The organism is Tatumella sp. JGM91 (assembly GCF_018257575.1).
Classification (GTDB): Bacteria; Pseudomonadota; Gammaproteobacteria; order Enterobacterales; family Enterobacteriaceae; genus Tatumella; species Tatumella punctata.
The window spans coordinates 80,623-97,214 of the sequence record NZ_JAERJP010000008.1 but is presented as its reverse complement, the minus strand read 5'-3'; the positions used below and the strand labels follow the sequence as shown (position 1 = coordinate 97,214).

Below are 16,592 nucleotides of genomic sequence, written 5' to 3'. Positions count from 1 at the left end.
AACGGTTTTCTTCTTTATGCCAGTCAGTTAACAACAAGAAGATAACCTACTTCAATACCCGTCACTATACCCGTTAATCTTCCGGAAGTGGAATCCTGCGTCAGCCTGGCGTACTGTATAACGGTTTTTTTTTCGTCAAATAACACCAAACGGACTTTTCCGGACAGCTGAGAAAATACAAATGACATCACCCCTGGCCCTGTATCAGCAAGAGCTTACCCGTGGTAGTTTTCAGCCTGATGACGTACAAAAGGCTGCAATAACCCGACTTGATGAAATTTATCAGTTACTTACAGAAAAAAGTCTTGCCAGTACTCAGCCTAAAAAAGGCGTCTTTAGCCGGTTATCCGGTTTACTGGGTAAAGGAAAAGCAGATCTGCTTGCACCGGTCACAGGATTGTATATGTGGGGCGGAGTAGGACGGGGGAAAACCTGGATTATGGATCTGTTTTTTCAGTCTATTCCGGGTGAACGTAAGCTTCGTTTACACTTCCATCGTTTTATGCAGCGGGTACATCAGCAACTGACCGAATTACAGGGGCAAAGTGACCCTTTACTGATTATTGCTGACCGTTTTAAAACACAGGCCGATATACTGTGCTTTGATGAGTTTTTTGTTTCGGACATTACTGACGCGATGCTGCTTGGTACCCTGATGGAAGCGCTGTTTGAACGGGGGATTACCCTGGTAGCAACTTCAAATATCCCCCCGGACCAGCTTTACCGTAATGGTCTGCAACGGGCGCGTTTTTTACCGGCAATTGAGCAGATCAATCGCCATTGTGAAATTATGAATGTCGATGCGGGGATCGATTACCGTTTACGTACCCTGACTTCTGCACATTTATGGAAAACCCCTCTGAACACACAGACCACGGAAGAGATGGTTTCAATGTTTGGATCACTGGCCGGGTGTGACTATCAGACGGCGGAATCACCGGTACTGGAAGTCAATCATCGTCAGATGCAAACTCTGAAATCGGCACATGGTGTGGTCGCGCTGGACTTTATTACCCTGTGCGGTGAGGGGCGCAGTCAGATGGATTACATTGAGCTTTCCCGCCATTATCACAGTGTATTGTTATTTAATGTACCGGTGATGAATTATGCTCAGGAAGATCAGGCCAGACGATTTTTGGCATTAGTCGATGAGTTTTACGAACGACATGTTAAACTGATCGTCAGTGCAGAAGCAGCGTTGGAAGAGATTTATGCCGGCAACCAGCTGAAATTTGAATACCAGCGTTGCCTTTCACGTTTGCAGGAAATGCAAAGTGAAGAGTTTCTGCGCCGCCCTCATTTGCCCTGAATGCGAATGCCGGGAAGAGGGAGCGCAATTTTATCGCAAAAAGAGTCGACCTTTCGCGGTGACTTCTCTATAATCTTGCGACCCCACGTTACGGCAAATGGTTTTTTTTCCCAAAAACCTTTGTGATCCGGTAACTCTATCCGAAGGGGTAGGCTTGCTGGCAAAATGGTCGTGTGAGCCTCAATCGTTTACTTAAGCGTTTGGGATTTCACCAACGTGTAACTTATATTTGGGTAAGCTTTTCAATGAAAACTTTTACAGCTAAACCAGAAACCGTCCAGCGTGACTGGTATGTTGTTGACGCGACAGGCAAAACTTTAGGTCGTTTAGCGACTGAACTGGCTCGTCGTCTGCGTGGTAAGCATAAAGCGGAATACACTCCGCATGTTGATACCGGTGATTATATTATCGTTCTGAACGCTGATAAAGTTGCTGTTACCGGCAACAAGCGTAGCGATAAAATTTATTACCATCACACCGGCCACATCGGTGGTATCAAGCAAGCGACCTTCGAAGAGATGATTGCTCGCCGTCCTGAGCGTGTGATTGAAATCGCGGTTAAAGGCATGCTGCCAAAAGGCCCGCTGGGTCGTGCTATGTACCGTAAACTGAAAGTTTACGCAGGTAACGAGCACAACCATGCGGCACAGCAACCGCAAGTTCTTGACATTTAATCGGGATTACAGGCAATGGCTGAAACTCAAAACTACGGCACAGGTCGCCGCAAAAGCTCCTCCGCTCGCGTCTTTATCAAGCCGGGAAGCGGTAACATCGTTATCAATCAGCGCTCTTTAGAGCAGTATTTCGGTCGTGAGACTGCACGTATGGTCGTGCGTCAGCCGCTGGAACTGATCGATATGGTTGGAAAATTTGATCTGTACATCACTGTTAAAGGTGGTGGTATCTCTGGTCAGGCTGGTGCGATCCGTCACGGTATCACACGCGCTCTGATGGAGTATGACGAATCTCTGCGTTCAGAACTGCGCAAAGCGGGCTTTGTTACCCGTGATGCACGTAAAGTTGAACGTAAGAAAGTCGGTCTGCGTAAAGCACGTCGTCGTCCACAGTTCTCCAAACGTTAATTGTTTGCTGCTTATGCAGCATCGCAATTGGCATCAAAAACCCGCTTCGGCGGGTTTTTTGTGTTTTTATCCTCTGTTTTTCTGTTGTTTCAGGCATTTTATTGGCAAATCTTTAATCACCCGCCACAAACAGGCGAAGATCTGATAAACTAGCGAACTAATTTATGCTTGTCAGCAGTTAAGCGATGCGCTCAATTCAGGCAACAGTTGAAAACAACGCATCAGCACAGGTTGCAAGCGCCATGTTTACTGGCTAGTCGGCTGTGGTTGACTATTCGCAGTATCTTTTTGAGCAAAGTGGAGGTTTTCATGGCTGTCGCTGCCAACAAACGTTCGGTAATGACACTGTTTTCCGGACTCACTGATATTTTCAGTCACCAGGTACGTATTGTACTGGCTGAAAAAGGCGTTAGTGTGGAGATTGAACAGGTCGATATGGATAACCTTCCACAGGATCTGATTGATCTGAATCCGTATTGTACGGTACCGACTCTTGTTGACCGTGAGCTTACTCTGTACCAGTCCCATATTATCATGGAATATCTGGATGAACGTTTTCCCCACCCGCCATTAATGCCGGTTTACCCGGTGGCCCGTGGTGAAAGCCGTTTAATGATGCACCGTATCGAACAGGACTGGTATAGCCTGATGTTCCGGATCGAAAACGGTACGGCTCAGGAAGCAGATGATGCCCGTAAACAGCTGCGTGAACAGCTGCTGGCCATTGCACCATTATTCTCCCGTACGCCGTTCTTTATGAGTGAAGAATTCAGCCTGGTTGATTGCTATCTTGCGCCGCTGCTGTGGCGTCTGCCGTCCATGGGTGTTGACCTGAGTGGCGCAGGCTCGAAAGAACTTAAAGGTTATATGACCCGCGTATTTGAACGTGATTCTTTCCTGGCTTCCCTGACCGAAGCTGAACGTGAAATGCGCCTGCACTTCCGGGGTTGATTATGGAAATGACAGAAATGACGGCACGTCGTCCTTATCTGCTGCGTGCTTTCTATGACTGGTTACTGGATAACGATCTGACCCCGCATCTGGTGGTTGATATTAATCTGCCGGGAGTGATGGTTCCGCTGGAATATGCAAGGGACGGGCAGATTGTCCTGAATATTGCACCACGTGCGGTCGGTAATCTGGAACTGACTAACGAAGAAGTCCATTTTAATGCCCGCTTCGGCGGGGTGCCGCGTCAGGTAGTGGTACCTATGATTGCTGTTATGGCTATCTACGCACGGGAAAATGGTGCCGGAACGATGTTTGAACCTGAACCGGCTTATGAGTCAGAAGAAGGAGCCGCCTCACAAATGGCTACTGCTGATCCTGTTATGTCTGTCATTGACGGTGATCGGCCGGATGAAACTGTTGAGGCAGACACCGACGACGATAATGAGCCTCCTCAGCCTCCGCGCGGTGGCCGTCCGGCTTTACGGGTCGTGAAATAACCCGCGACATTCTGCTGATATCAACAGATATTCTCTGAAGCCGGCCATATTCCAGTATGGCCGGTTTTTTTATCCGGGCATAAGGACAGGGCTGCTGAGGGAGATGCACGGCTACGGTTCCTCTCTGCCATCTGTACAGCAGTATTTGACAGTAAAAACGGCTATTCAGGACGGGTCACAGGCAATAAAAAAAGGCACATGATTGTGCCTTTTCACATGAATACTCTGTATATGACTACACTTCGAGGAAGTCCATAATACCTTCAGCAGCTTTACGACCTTCTGCGATAGCGGTGACGACCAGGTCAGACCCGCGGACGGCATCGCCCCCGGCAAAGATTTTAGGGTTACTGGTCTGGAAAGGGTTATCACTGCCTTCAGCAGCAATGATCCGTCCCTGAGCATCAAGCTCTACACTGAAATCACTCAGCCATTCCATTTTGTGCGGACGGAAACCGAACGCCATAACTACCGCATCTGCCGGGATGATATGTTCCGAACCTGCGACAATCTCAGCCCGGCGGCGTCCGGCGGCATCCGGCGGTCCCATCTCGGTGCGGGCCATTTTCACGCCACAGACACGGCCATTGCCATTAATCTCCACCCCCAGAGGCTGCAGGTTAAACTGAAACTCTGCACCCTCTTCACGGGCATTTTTAACTTCCCGTTTGGAGCCCGGCATATTTTCTTCATCACGACGATAGGCACAGATGACGTGACTGGCGCCCTGACGAATCGACGTGCGTACACAGTCCATCGCTGTATCACCGCCCCCCAGAACCACCACGCGTTTGCCCTGCATGGAAATATAGGGCTGGTCATCGAGAGCAGCGAAGCCCATGGTATGACGGGTATTGGCAATCAGAAATGGCAGCGCATCATATACTCCGGGGGCAGATTCATTTTCAAGCCCGCCACGCATTGACTGATAGGTTCCCACGCCGAGGAATACTGAATCATACTCGACCATCAGGGTATTCAGGTGAACATCACGGCCGATTTCTGTATTCAGCCGGAATTCAATACCCATCTCAGTGAACAATTCGCGCCGTTTTATCATCACTTCTTTTTCTAATTTAAAAGAAGGGATACCAAACGTCAGCAATCCGCCAATTTCCGGGTGACGATCGTATACCACGGCTTTAACACCGTTACGGGTCAGGACATCAGCACAGGCCAGTCCGGCCGGACCGGCACCGATGATAGCCACACGTTTACCTGTCGGGGTGACGTGTGACATATCCGGCTTCCAGCCCATTTCCATCGCTTTATCATTGATATAACGCTCAATGTTACCGATGGTGACAGCCCCAAACTCATTATTCAGCGTACAGGATCCTTCGCATAGTCTGTCCTGCGGGCATACCCGCCCGCAGACCTCAGGCAGGCTATTAGTCTGGTGTGACAAATCCGCAGCTTCCATGATCCGGCCTTCATTCGCCAGTTTCAGCCAGTCAGGAATATAGTTGTGAACCGGACACTTCCATTCACAATAGGGATTACCACAAGCCAGACAGCGGTCGGCCTGCGCTTTGACCTGGCCCTCAGAAAAGGGTTCGTAAATTTCTACAAACTCAATTTTCCTGATCTTCAGCGGTTTTTTTGGCGGATCAACGCGCTGCAAGTCGATAAATTGATAAACGTTCTGACTCATCGTGACCTCTTACTGCGCCTGAACCCGCAGCTCTGCTGCGGAACGACTGCGGTGACCCAGCAATGCTTTTACATCACTGGACTTAGGTTTTACCAGGGTGAATTTTGAAGACCACTGCGGCCAGTTGGCCAGCATTTCTTCACCACGGACCGATTGTGTGCACTGAACATGTTCAGTGATCAGTCCGCGCAGATGTTCTTCATGGATTGGTAGTTGCTCAACATCCAGCACTTCTACCAACTCTGTATTCACACGCTTGCGAAATTCACCGTCTTCATCGAGAACATACGCGAATCCACCGGTCATCCCGGCCCCAAAGTTGACACCGGTACGGCCCAGCACACAGACAATACCACCGGTCATATATTCGCAGCCGTTATCACCGATCCCTTCAACCACCGTAATTGCCCCGGAGTTACGAACCGCATACCGTTCACCTGCGCGGCCGGCGGCAAATAATTTACCGCCGGTGGCTCCGTACAGGCAGGTATTACCTGCGATGGTGGCCTCGGCACTGCGGAACGCCGATCCCATCGGCGGACGGATTGCCAGCAGACCGCCGGCCATACCTTTACCGACGTAATCGTTAGCGTCGCCTGTCAGGATCATTTCCAGTCCGCCGGCATTCCATACCCCGAAACTTTGTCCGGCAGTCCCGGCAAGGTGCACGCGGACAGGATCAGCAGCCAGGCCTTGATCACCGTGAATACGGGCGATAGCGCCGGATAACATCGCACCTACTGAACGGTCCGTATTGCGGATATCAAAGTAAAAGGTCTTACTTTGTCTCTGTTCAATAAACGGTAATGCCTGTTCCAGTAAGGCCTTATTTAACAACCCCTTATCGAATGGCGGGTTACTCTCAGTACAGTGCACCGCTTTACCGGGCATTGGCTCGGCGATTTTCAGCAGTGATGACAGGTCGAGCTTCTGTTGCTTCGCGGTAAATCCGTCCAGCTCTTTGAGCAGCTCAGTGCGACCAATCAAGTCGGTCAACCGGGTCACTCCCAGTGAAGCCATAATTTCACGGGTCTCACGGGCAATAAATTCAAAGTAATTGGTCACTTTGAACGGCAGGCCGTGATAGTGGTTTTTACGTAGTTTATCATCCTGAGTGGCCACACCCGTCGCACAGTTATTCAGGTGGCAAATACGCAAATATTTACAGCCCAGAGCAACCATCGGGCCGGTACCGAAGCCGAAACTTTCTGCGCCGAGAATCGCCGCTTTAATAATGTCCAGCCCGGTCTTAAGGCCGCCATCTACCTGCAGACGAATTTTATGACGTAAGCCATTCGCGACCAGAGCCTGCTGGGTTTCCACTAATCCCAGCTCCCACGGGCAGCCGGCATACTTCACCGACGTCAGCGGGCTGGCACCGGTACCGCCATCGTAACCGGCAACGGTAATAAGGTCGGCATAGGCTTTGGCGACACCTGTCGCAATGGTACCGACACCAGGCTCTGAAACCAGTTTGACGGAAATCATCGCCTGCGGGTTGACCTGCTTCAAATCGAAAATCAGCTGGGCTAAATCTTCGATTGAATAGATATCGTGATGGGGTGGCGGCGAAATCAGAGTAACACCCGGCACTGAGTAACGCAGTCTGGCAATATAAGGTGTGACCTTATCGCCCGGCAGCTGTCCGCCTTCTCCCGGTTTGGCCCCCTGAGCAACCTTGATCTGAATAACATCTGCATTCACCAGATAAGCGGGGGTGACACCGAAACGTCCGGAAGCTACCTGCTTGATACGTGAGACTTTACCGGTGCCGTAGCGTGCCGGATCTTCGCCACCTTCTCCGGAGTTAGAGAATCCGCCAATACTGTTCATGGCTTCTGCCAGGGATTCATGGGCTTCCGGACTTAATGCGCCAATCGACATTGCGGCAGTATCAAAACGTTTGTACAGCTCGCTGGCCGGTTCAACATCGTCAATGCTCAGTGTACTTGTTCCGGGTTGCAGCTGCAGAAGGTCACGGAAGGTTGCTACCGGGCGGTTATTTACCAGAGCCGAATACTGCTGATAATCGCTATATTCACCACTCTGTACTGCCTGCTGCAGCGTATTCACTACATCAGGATTATAGGCATGGTACTCACCGCCATGAACATATTTCAGCAAACCGCCATGATCCAGCGTTTTACGCTGCAGCCATGCCCGTTTCGCCAGGTTGACCAGGTCCTGTTGGAAGTCATCAAAACTGGCACCGGCAATACGGCTGGTAACATTCTGGAAGCACAGACGTGTCACATCCTGATGTAACCCGACCGCTTCAAAAAGTTTAGAGCAACGATAAGAGGCGATAGTCGAAATGCCCATTTTGGACATAATCTTATACAGCCCTTTATTTATCCCGTTACGATAATTCAGCATTACCGCGCGGTAATCTTTTGCGATCACCCGGCGGTCTGACATCTGTGCCAGAGATTCATAAGCCAGCCACGGGTAGACCGCTGTCGCTCCGAAACCAAACAACACGGCAAAATGGTGGGGGTCACGGGCAGACGCCGTTTCGACGATGATATTGGCATCACAACGCAGATTTTTTTCTACCAGCCGTGTCTGGACTGCACCGACAATCATCGGGGCCGGAACCGGCAGACGACCGGCACTGATCTGACGGTCAGAAAGCACCAGTAATACCGTCCCCTGGCGGACCAGCTCTTCGGCCTGGTCATTCAGCCGGTGAATGGCCTGTTCCAGAGTTTCGGTTTCAGGCTCAAAGGTACAGTCAAGGGTATCTGCACGGTAATATTTACCTTCCAGCGTGGTCAGCTGGGTAAAATCAGAATAGAGCAGGATCGGTGATTTAAAGCTGACCCGGTGCGCCTGGCCTTCTGCTTCACAAAAGACATTCATCTCCTGACCGATACAAGTCGCCAGTGACATCACGTGGTTTTCCCGCAACGGGTCAATCGGCGGGTTAGTGACTTGCGCAAATTGCTGGCGGAAATAGTCATAAATGATCCGCGGACGACTTGAAAGTACGGCAAACGGAGTATCGTCACCCATAGATCCGACGGCTTCCTGGCCATTTTCACCCAGTACCCGCAGTACAGTATCCAGTTCTTCGCTGCTGTAGCCGAATTGCTTGTGATAAGTCGCCAGCATGGCATCAGACAGCTGACGGCTGCCCACCTGTTGTTCAGAAAGCTCTTCGAACGGTACCAGGCGTTTAACGTTTTTCTCCATCCATTCTTTATAAGGATGGCGGCTTTTCAGGTCATTATCCGTTTCAGCGGAATGCAGGATTCGCCCTTCACGGGTATCAATTACCATTAATTCGCCGGGACCGACGCGACCTTTTTCGACCACTTCATCCGGCTGGTAATCCCAAATCCCGACTTCAGAGGCGCAGGTAATCAGTTTATCTTTGGTGATCACATAGCGTGCCGGGCGTAAACCATTGCGGTCCAGGTTACAGGCTGCGTAGCGACCGTCAGACATGACAATCCCTGCCGGGCCATCCCAGGGCTCCATATGCATGGAATTAAAATCGAAAAAGGCACGTAACTCAGGATCCATATCCGGATTATTCTGCCAGGCTGGCGGTACCAGTAAACGCATGGCACGAATCAGGTCCATCCCGCCACTCAGAAACAGTTCCAGCATATTATCCATTGAGCTGGAGTCTGAACCGGTTTCATTGACAAACGGCGCAGCGGCCTGCAAATCCGGGATCAGTGGTGTATTGAATTTATATGCACGCGCCCGAGCCCACTGACGGTTACCGGCAATGGTATTAATTTCGCCGTTATGTGCCATATAACGGAAAGGCTGCGCCAGCGGCCAGCGGGGCACTGTGTTGGTTGAGAAACGCTGATGGAAAAGGCAAATTGCTGATTCCAGACGTAAATCTGCCAAATCCAGATAGAAACGTGGCAGGTCTGCAGGCATGCACAACCCTTTGTAGATATTCACCTGGTTGGAGAAACTACAGACATAGAAATCACTGTCATTCAGTGCTTCAACCCGTTTTTCTATCCGGCGGCGGGCCATATACAGGCGACGTTCCATATCCCGCGGACGCCAGCCTGCAGGGGCGTTAATAAAGACCTGCCGGATATCAGGTAACGAGGAGAGGGCAATTTCACCCAGTACGTCCTGATTGGTCGGTACTTCACGCCAGCCCGCGACAGAAAGCGTTTCGCGAACGAGTTCTTCTTCGACAATTTGACGGGCGGCACTGGCTTTAGCCTCATCGGTGCTGAAAAACAACATTCCGACGGCGTAGTTTTTCGCCAGACGCCAGCCTTTTTCTTCTGCGACGACGCGGAAAAAACGGTCCGGTTTTTGTAATAACAGTCCGCAGCCATCGCCGGTTTTACCGTCAGCCAGGATTGCACCGCGATGCTGCATTCTGGCAAGGGCGTGAATGGCAGTACGTACTACTTTATGGCTGGGTTCACCTTCTATATGGGCGATAAGACCAAAACCACAGTTATCCTTTTCAAGGGATTTATCATACAACATTTAGTGAACCTCCCCGGGCTCTATAGACCCTTATTATTCCGGCATTCAGACAGGCTCAGTGCAGGCGTAATAGTGAATGTGCGGGTTACGCGGACATTCGTTTTTCGCCCTTACAGCCAGGACTGGTTTCGTCGATGTGACAAGTGCCGGGAACTTGCTACAGGGAACCTCTGCTACTGCATAAATATGGCGGACAGTGGATCCGCACAGAAAGCTTCCAGTGGATTTCCAACTTATCGGGAAAGTTAAGTCAGGTCAAATAGTGGCGTTTTTTCAGTACCGGTCACTGATTAATAACTATCGTTATGATTATTATAGATTTATATCAGAGAGCTGTCGGCGGGCTCTGATATTACCAGCCAGTGAAGTGTGAGCTGTCTCACTATAGTGCGCTGCCCCTGAGCCTGCACCATGCTGGTGCCGGGGTAATTCTCAGCATAAAGTGCTGGAATATTAGGTAAACTCATATGATGTATCTGTTTTTTTTTATCAATGTTTTTTTGCATTCCCCCGGGCGGGATATTAATAAAATTAATCAACTCTTTCCTGATTATTGATTCATCAAATATGAATTTATATTTATCTTCGGGGCGGGGCGGTATACCCGGCGGTTGCGGCAAAGTATCAGTATGCCTCCGGAGGCGGCCATAATTAATCGCTAACTGTGATTGATCCCGGGGAATTTTCCGGCGTGTCTCTCAGGGCTGACAATTTAGGATATGATGAAGGTCATTGTCCGGGAGCGCGTTATGAAACAAATAAGACTGTTAGCACAATATTACGTGGATCTTATGGTCAAACTTGGCCTGATCCGTTTTTCATTACTTCTGGCTTCTGCGCTGGTCGTGCTGGCGATGATCGTTCAGATGGCGGTCACGCTGGTATTACAGGGCCGCGTAGAGAGTATCGATGTGGTCCGGTCGGTATTTTTTGGCTTATTAATTACCCCGTGGGCTGTCTACTTTTTATCTGTGGTGGTCGATCAGCTGGAAGACTCGCGTCAGCGCCTGGAAAGGCTGGTGGATAAGCTGGAAGAAATGCGCAAGCGTGACTTACAGCTTAATCAGCAATTGAAAGAAAATATTCAGCAGCTTAATCAGGAAATTAATGATCGTAAAAAAGCTGAGCTGGCCCGTGAACAGGTGATGGACAAACTCAGGGAGGAAATGGCAAGTCGTGAAAAAACCCAGATTGAGCTGGAGCAACAGTCGACTTTTCTGCGATCTTTTCTTGATGCTTCACCGGACCTGGTGTTCTACCGCAATATTGACCGCCAGTTTTCCGGCTGTAACCGTGCTGTGGAACTGCTGACTGGCAGAAACGAAAAGCAGCTGGTGGGACTGTCACCTAAAGATATTTATGATGCAGATACCGCCGAAAAGATACTTGAAACAGACGAGAAAGTGTTTCGTCACAATGTGGCTCTGACGTATGAGCAGTGGATACAATATCCCGACGGCAAAAAAGCCTGTTTTGAAATCCGTAAAGTCCCTTATTACGACCGGGTAGGTAAACGCAGCGGACTGATGGGCTTCGGTCGCGACATTACTGAACGTAAGCGTTATCAGGATGCGCTGGAAAATGCCAGCCGCGAAAAAACCACCTTTATCTCGACGATCAGTCATGAACTGCGGACACCTTTAAATGGCATTGTCGGTCTTAGCCGTATTTTGCTGGATACAGAGCTCAGTCAGGAACAACTTAATTATCTGAAAACTATCCATGTCTCAGCAATCACTCTGGGCAATATTTTTAACGATGTGATTGAAATGGATAAAATTGAACGTCGTAAAGTACAACTGGATAACCAGCCGATTGATTTCACCGGATTTCTCGCTGATCTGGAAAATCTCTCCGGGTTACTGGTTCAGCCGAAAGGGCTGAAATTTGTGATGTCAGCGCAACCTCCGCTACCGCGAACGATTATTGCTGATGGCACCCGGCTGCGACAGATTTTATGGAATCTTATCGGCAATGCGGTGAAATTTACCCGTCAGGGCGAGATTGTGGTCACGGTCGGTTATGACGAGCAACAGCAGCAATTGCGGTTCGACGTACAGGATTCCGGTATTGGTATCCCGCCCGATGAACAGGATAAGATCTTTGCTATGTATTATCAGGTCAAAGATCAGCATGGCGGTAAGCCAGCGACCGGGACCGGTATCGGTCTGGCGATTTCTCACCGTCTCGCTCAGGCGATGGGTGGCGATATCAGAGTACAGAGTGAACCGGGTGAAGGTGCCTGTTTCAGCCTGCAGATTCATGCACCGCAGGTGCTCGCGGCCGCGGAAGACAGTAATGAAGATGATATTTTACCGCTCCCGGCGTTGCATATTTTACTGGTTGAAGATATCGAGCTGAATGTCGTGGTGGCACGTTCGGTACTGGAGAAACTTGGTTGCAGTACCGAAGTCGCAATGACTGGCGCTGAAGCACTGCAAATGTTTGACCCGTCAGAGTTTGATATGGTGCTGTTAGATATCCAGTTACCGGATATGACTGGCCTGCAGGTCGCCCGTACCCTGCATCAGCGCTTCGCGGGGCAGCAGTTACCACCGCTGGTCGCCCTGACGGCGAACGTCCTCAAAGATAAGAAAGAGTACCTGGATGCCGGTATGGATGATGTACTGAGTAAACCGCTGTCAGTTTCGGCGTTAACAGCGGTTATCGGCCGATTCTGGAATCAGCATCAGCCATTAGCTGAACTCCCGGCCGACAACGCTTCTCACGCAGAAGAGGGGCACCTGGATATTGAGATGCTGGAGCAGTATATGGAACTGGTCGGCCCGCAGCTCATTCGCCAGAGCCTGGACATGTTTGAGAAGATGATGCCCGGTTACCTTGATGTACTGGATTCCAACATGATGGCCCGCGATCAGAAAGGAATTGCGGAAGAAGGGCATAAGATCAAAGGTGCTGCAGGTTCTGTCGGTTTAATACATTTGCAGCAGGTGGCTAAACAGATACAGACGCCGGAGTTACCCGCCTGGTGGGATAATGTTCAGGAATGGATTGATGAACTACGGCATGAGTGGCGTCATGAAGTCGCAATGCTCAGGCAATGGGTAAATAGCCGGGGAAAATAATCGCAGGAGCAGATCGCCGGAAAAAATGACCCCGGATAGACCGGGGTGCGCGAATATTGCGCCAACACCAGGGAAACAGTGACTCTGCCGGTTAAAAAGTGATCGTTATCGGGATGTATCCCGGCCGGCAGCAGGTATTGGTTTCTCAGCACCGCTACCTTAACAAAAACTGCGGTCACTTTGCTACAATTCATTAAGATTTGTGAAGTTGAAATGTTCTCATTGTGGATAATCTTACTGTTTACAAATCATCCATTGACGGGAAAATCACCGTGACCCTTGTGGATTTTCACGGTATGTATCTGCCTGCCGAATTACCAGTACAGTAAAAAATAACCAATAAAACCCTATATTTAAAGGTGTTTTTCCTGTTGCCGTTCCTTTTCATACTAAATTGTCTTATTTATACAAAAAAACAATAAGTAAGATAATTACAATCTAAGTATTCTGTGAATACAGATCAGCTTCTGTCACCTATTGGTGCAGTCGTGGCTATCCGGTCCGGTGATAAAAGAAAGGTCTGTAGGAAAATTTATCAGGCTGAAAGCATTTATCTTAAGTATAGTTGTGGCGGCAGGCGGTAATTTCTGTAAAGTCTGCGGATTGTTTTTTTTATGTTAACTATAGTGGTTGTTTGTAAAATTTGATGCAGATCAATACATAAGATAAATTTATACTTTATTTCGTGGTGAATATTAATGGAACCGATTCCTGTAATCACGGAAACACTGATACGGCAAGGGCTGCCACCTGAAAAATATCATTTTCACGTGGGTTTTTATCACGGCAGGCAGCCTAATCCGGACGGCAGACGATTAAAAAATTTATGAAAAAATCTGAATCAGGGCTACTCTGCAGGAGGAATCACTCGCAGAACGTACCCCGGGGACAATAATTGAAAACTCAGCATAATCCTCTAATGGTCAGGGTCAGACGTAAGCTGCTTTTCTTACTGTCAGGGATAATGGTAATTGCTGTCGCGGGGATCCTGCTATTTTCGGTGATACCGGTCCCCTTTTCTGCAGTGATGGCGGAACGCCAGGCCGGCGCATTATTGTCCGGCAACCTGTCTTACCGGGCCCGCTCTTCATGGGTCAGTATGGCGGATATCTCTCCCTGGATGCCACTGGCAGTGATTGCCGGCGAAGACCAAAAGTTCCCGAACCATTGGGGCTTTTATTTCGGCGCCTTGCAGTCGGTGCTGGACAGTTCCGGGCGGGGATCAATGCGCGGAGCATCAACACTTTCTCAGCAAACGGCTAAGAATCTGTTTCTCTGGGATGGGCGCAGCTGGGTGCGTAAAGGGCTTGAAGCCATACTGACGGCGGGTATTGAAACGGTCTGGAGTAAAAAAAGGATACTGACCGTCTATCTGAATATTGCCGAGTTTGGTCCGGGAATTTTTGGTGTTGAAGCGGCTTCGCAGGCGTACTTTCACAAACCGGCCAGTCAGCTCACCCGGCAGCAGGCAGCATTACTGGCGGCAGTATTGCCTAATCCGATTGTCTATCACGTCAGTGCGCCTTCTGCGTACCCCCGTGAACGCCAGCAATGGATTTCACAACAGATGGGACAGTTGGGTGGCCTTGAATTTCTGAACAAATATCATCTGTACTAGTCTGCGGGCCCCCGCGAACTAATCTTCATCAAAACCGGCATTAAATAACTCAATGACAGCCTTAAGGACTTCAGCCTCCCCGGGGCCAGTGGCTTCAACTTCAATTTGCCCGCCCTGGGCGGAATCCAGCATAAGCAGGGCGATGACACTGCTGGCATCAGCTTCAGTACCTGATTCATTACGCAGGATCACTTCGGCATCATAGCTTTGTACCAGTTCGAATAACTTCATTGCCGGGCGGGCATGCATACCCAGCTTATTTCTGATTTCTACTGATTGTCTGACCGTCATGATTTTTTCTTTTCCAGTGTTCGATGGCGTGACTGAACATTTTTTCCCCGTGAACGGAAATAATCAGCCAGCTGTTCGGCAATATAAACAGAACGATGTTTCCCGCCGGTACAACCAATAGCTACCGTCAGATAACTGCGGTTATTGGTTTCCAGCATAGGTAACCATAGTTCAAGATAGCTGCGGGTCTGATAAATAAAATTGTGTACTTCTGTATGGCGATCAAGAAACGCAGCGACCGGGCGGTCCAGTCCTGTCAGAGGACGTAACTTAGGATCCCAGTGCGGGTTTGGCAAAAAGCGGACATCGAAGACATAGTCAGCATCGATAGGGATACCGTATTTAAACCCGAAGGATTCAAATACCATTGTGAGCTCCCGTTCCCGTTTGCCCAATAACCGTGCTCTTAACATTTCTGCCAGTTCATGTACCGACATTTCTGATGTATCGATAATCAGGTCTGCTCTGGTACGCAGGGGTTCCAGCAGATCGCTCTCTTCGTCAATGGCACTTTCCAGGGATAGATTTTTACTGGAAAGGGGGTGCAGGCGGCGGGTATCACTGTAGCGGCGGATCAGAGTATTTCGGTCGGCATCAAGAAACAACAACTGCGGAGAAAATTGTGCTGACAGGCGGTTAAATGCATCTTCAAAAATTTCCGGAGATTCCGGCATATTACGCACATCAATACTGACTGCGGCAGAAATATTGCGTTTCTCCAGCGATTTCGCCAGCTCCGGCAGTAAATCGACAGGTAAATTGTCGACACAATAAAAGCCCATATCTTCCAGGGCCCTGAGTGCAACAGATTTTCCAGACCCTGAACGACCACTTACGATCATCAGTACCATGATCCTTCTCCCGTAATTATCCCTGCAGTACAGGTTAATTTATTATTGTTTTTCGTCCGTATTATCCGGCTGTTCCATGATGATATTAAACAGCTCCTGATCACTCTGTGCGGCCCGTAACCGGCGACAGACAGTTTTGTCGGCCAGGCGTTTAGCGACCTGAGATAACGTATGTAAGTGCGTTTTGCACTGATCTGCCGGCACCAGTAATGCGAACAGCAGGTCTACTGGCTGATTATCGACCGCATCAAACGGAATAGGGTGTTCCAGCCGGATCAGTACACCTATGGTTCTCAGAGTATCTTCTTCCAGCTTACCGTGCGGGATAGCAATACCGTTACCGATACCGGTACTCCCCATTCTTTCGCGGTTGAGGATCGTTTCAAAGATAGCCTGGTGCGGCAGGTTCAGCTGTGTTGCTGCCAGTTCACTGATGATCTCCAGTGCACGCTTTTTACTCTGGCAATCCACATTATTACGGGTGCATTCCGGAGTAAGCACATTACTCAGTTCAAGTATCAGATCACTATTCATATTATTTCGCTTGCCGGTTTATCTGACCATTTTCATGGTGCCTGGCGGTTATTTGTCGCAGGCTGTTAACCCTGAAACGAATGACCGTTACCTTAGGTAGTGAACGAAAGCAGCCGCAGGCTGGCGTTAACTGCTTTCTTTTTATGGATACATCGATATAAAACCTGTCTCGTTTCACATCTGTTGCATGGGCGGGTCAACCGGCGCCGCCAATGACTGTTGTTGCCAGTGCATAAGCCCTGC

At 49.5% G+C, this 16,592-nt stretch carries 12 protein-coding genes; 7 read left to right on the top strand and 5 right to left on the bottom strand.

Translation table 11 applies throughout. The features are described from left to right. Positions 1-175 precede the first annotated feature (175 nt). From zapE to sspB, 5 genes are all read left to right on the top strand, one after another. Positions 176-1,309, top strand: a complete 1,134-nt coding sequence (gene zapE, locus JK198_RS07425; protein ID WP_212710569.1) for a cell division protein ZapE — start codon at positions 176-178, stop codon at positions 1,307-1,309. 245 nt (positions 1,310-1,554) lie between these two features. Continuing rightward, positions 1,555-1,983 (top strand): 50S ribosomal protein L13, encoded by a 429-nt coding sequence (gene rplM / locus JK198_RS07420; protein ID WP_038016830.1) that lies wholly within the window; start codon positions 1,555-1,557, stop codon positions 1,981-1,983. A gap of 15 nt (positions 1,984-1,998) precedes the next feature. After that, entirely contained in the window at positions 1,999-2,391 is a 393-nt protein-coding gene (gene rpsI / locus JK198_RS07415) for a 30S ribosomal protein S9 (protein WP_038016832.1), read from the top strand. Positions 2,392-2,700: 309 nt separating this feature from the next. Beyond that, entirely contained in the window at positions 2,701-3,342 is a 642-nt protein-coding gene (gene sspA / locus JK198_RS07410; protein WP_212707604.1) for a stringent starvation protein SspA, read from the top strand. Between the two features lie 2 nt (positions 3,343-3,344). Further along, the gene (gene sspB / locus JK198_RS07405) at positions 3,345-3,839 is read left to right on the top strand and encodes a ClpXP protease specificity-enhancing factor (RefSeq protein WP_212710563.1); all 495 of its coding nucleotides are present in this window, start codon (positions 3,345-3,347) and stop codon (positions 3,837-3,839) included. Positions 3,840-4,074: 235 nt separating this feature from the next. Here sspB and JK198_RS07400 read toward each other — a convergent pair whose 3' ends face one another. Continuing rightward, positions 4,075-5,493: a glutamate synthase small subunit gene (locus tag JK198_RS07400; RefSeq protein WP_212707606.1), complete on the bottom strand. Its 1,419-nt coding sequence runs from the start codon at positions 5,491-5,493 to the stop codon at positions 4,075-4,077. A 9-nt stretch (positions 5,494-5,502) separates the two neighbouring features. Then, positions 5,503-9,969, bottom strand: coding sequence for a glutamate synthase large subunit (gltB, locus tag JK198_RS07395; RefSeq protein WP_212707607.1), 4,467 nt, complete (start codon positions 9,967-9,969; stop codon positions 5,503-5,505). Between the two features lie 749 nt (positions 9,970-10,718). Here gltB and arcB point away from each other — a divergent pair. After that, complete coding sequence (gene arcB / locus JK198_RS07390; protein ID WP_212710562.1) at positions 10,719-13,055, top strand: aerobic respiration two-component sensor histidine kinase ArcB; 2,337 nt, start codon at positions 10,719-10,721, stop codon at positions 13,053-13,055. Between the two features lie 919 nt (positions 13,056-13,974). Then, on the top strand, positions 13,975-14,673 hold the full coding sequence (gene mtgA, locus JK198_RS07385) for a monofunctional biosynthetic peptidoglycan transglycosylase (RefSeq protein ID WP_212710568.1): 699 nt from the start codon (positions 13,975-13,977) through the stop codon (positions 14,671-14,673). An 18-nt stretch (positions 14,674-14,691) separates the two neighbouring features. On the opposite strand, the gene npr is transcribed toward mtgA, so the two are convergent. From npr to ptsN, 3 genes are read right to left on the bottom strand one after another with little or no spacing between them, the layout of a single operon-like run. Next, positions 14,692-14,964 carry a PTS phosphocarrier protein NPr gene (gene npr, locus JK198_RS07380; protein WP_212707609.1) on the bottom strand — a complete coding sequence of 91 codons (273 nt, stop codon included), beginning with the start codon at positions 14,962-14,964 and terminating at the stop codon, positions 14,692-14,694. Continuing rightward, positions 14,961-15,815 carry an RNase adapter RapZ gene (rapZ, locus tag JK198_RS07375; RefSeq protein ID WP_212707610.1) on the bottom strand — a complete coding sequence of 285 codons (855 nt, stop codon included), beginning with the start codon at positions 15,813-15,815 and terminating at the stop codon, positions 14,961-14,963. The genes npr and rapZ overlap by 4 nt, the downstream gene beginning before the upstream one ends. A 42-nt stretch (positions 15,816-15,857) precedes the next feature. Next, a complete protein-coding gene (gene ptsN / locus JK198_RS07370) occupies positions 15,858-16,349 on the bottom strand; it encodes a PTS IIA-like nitrogen regulatory protein PtsN (RefSeq protein WP_212707611.1) in 492 nt (163 codons plus the stop codon). Between the last annotated feature and the right edge of the window lie 243 nt (positions 16,350-16,592).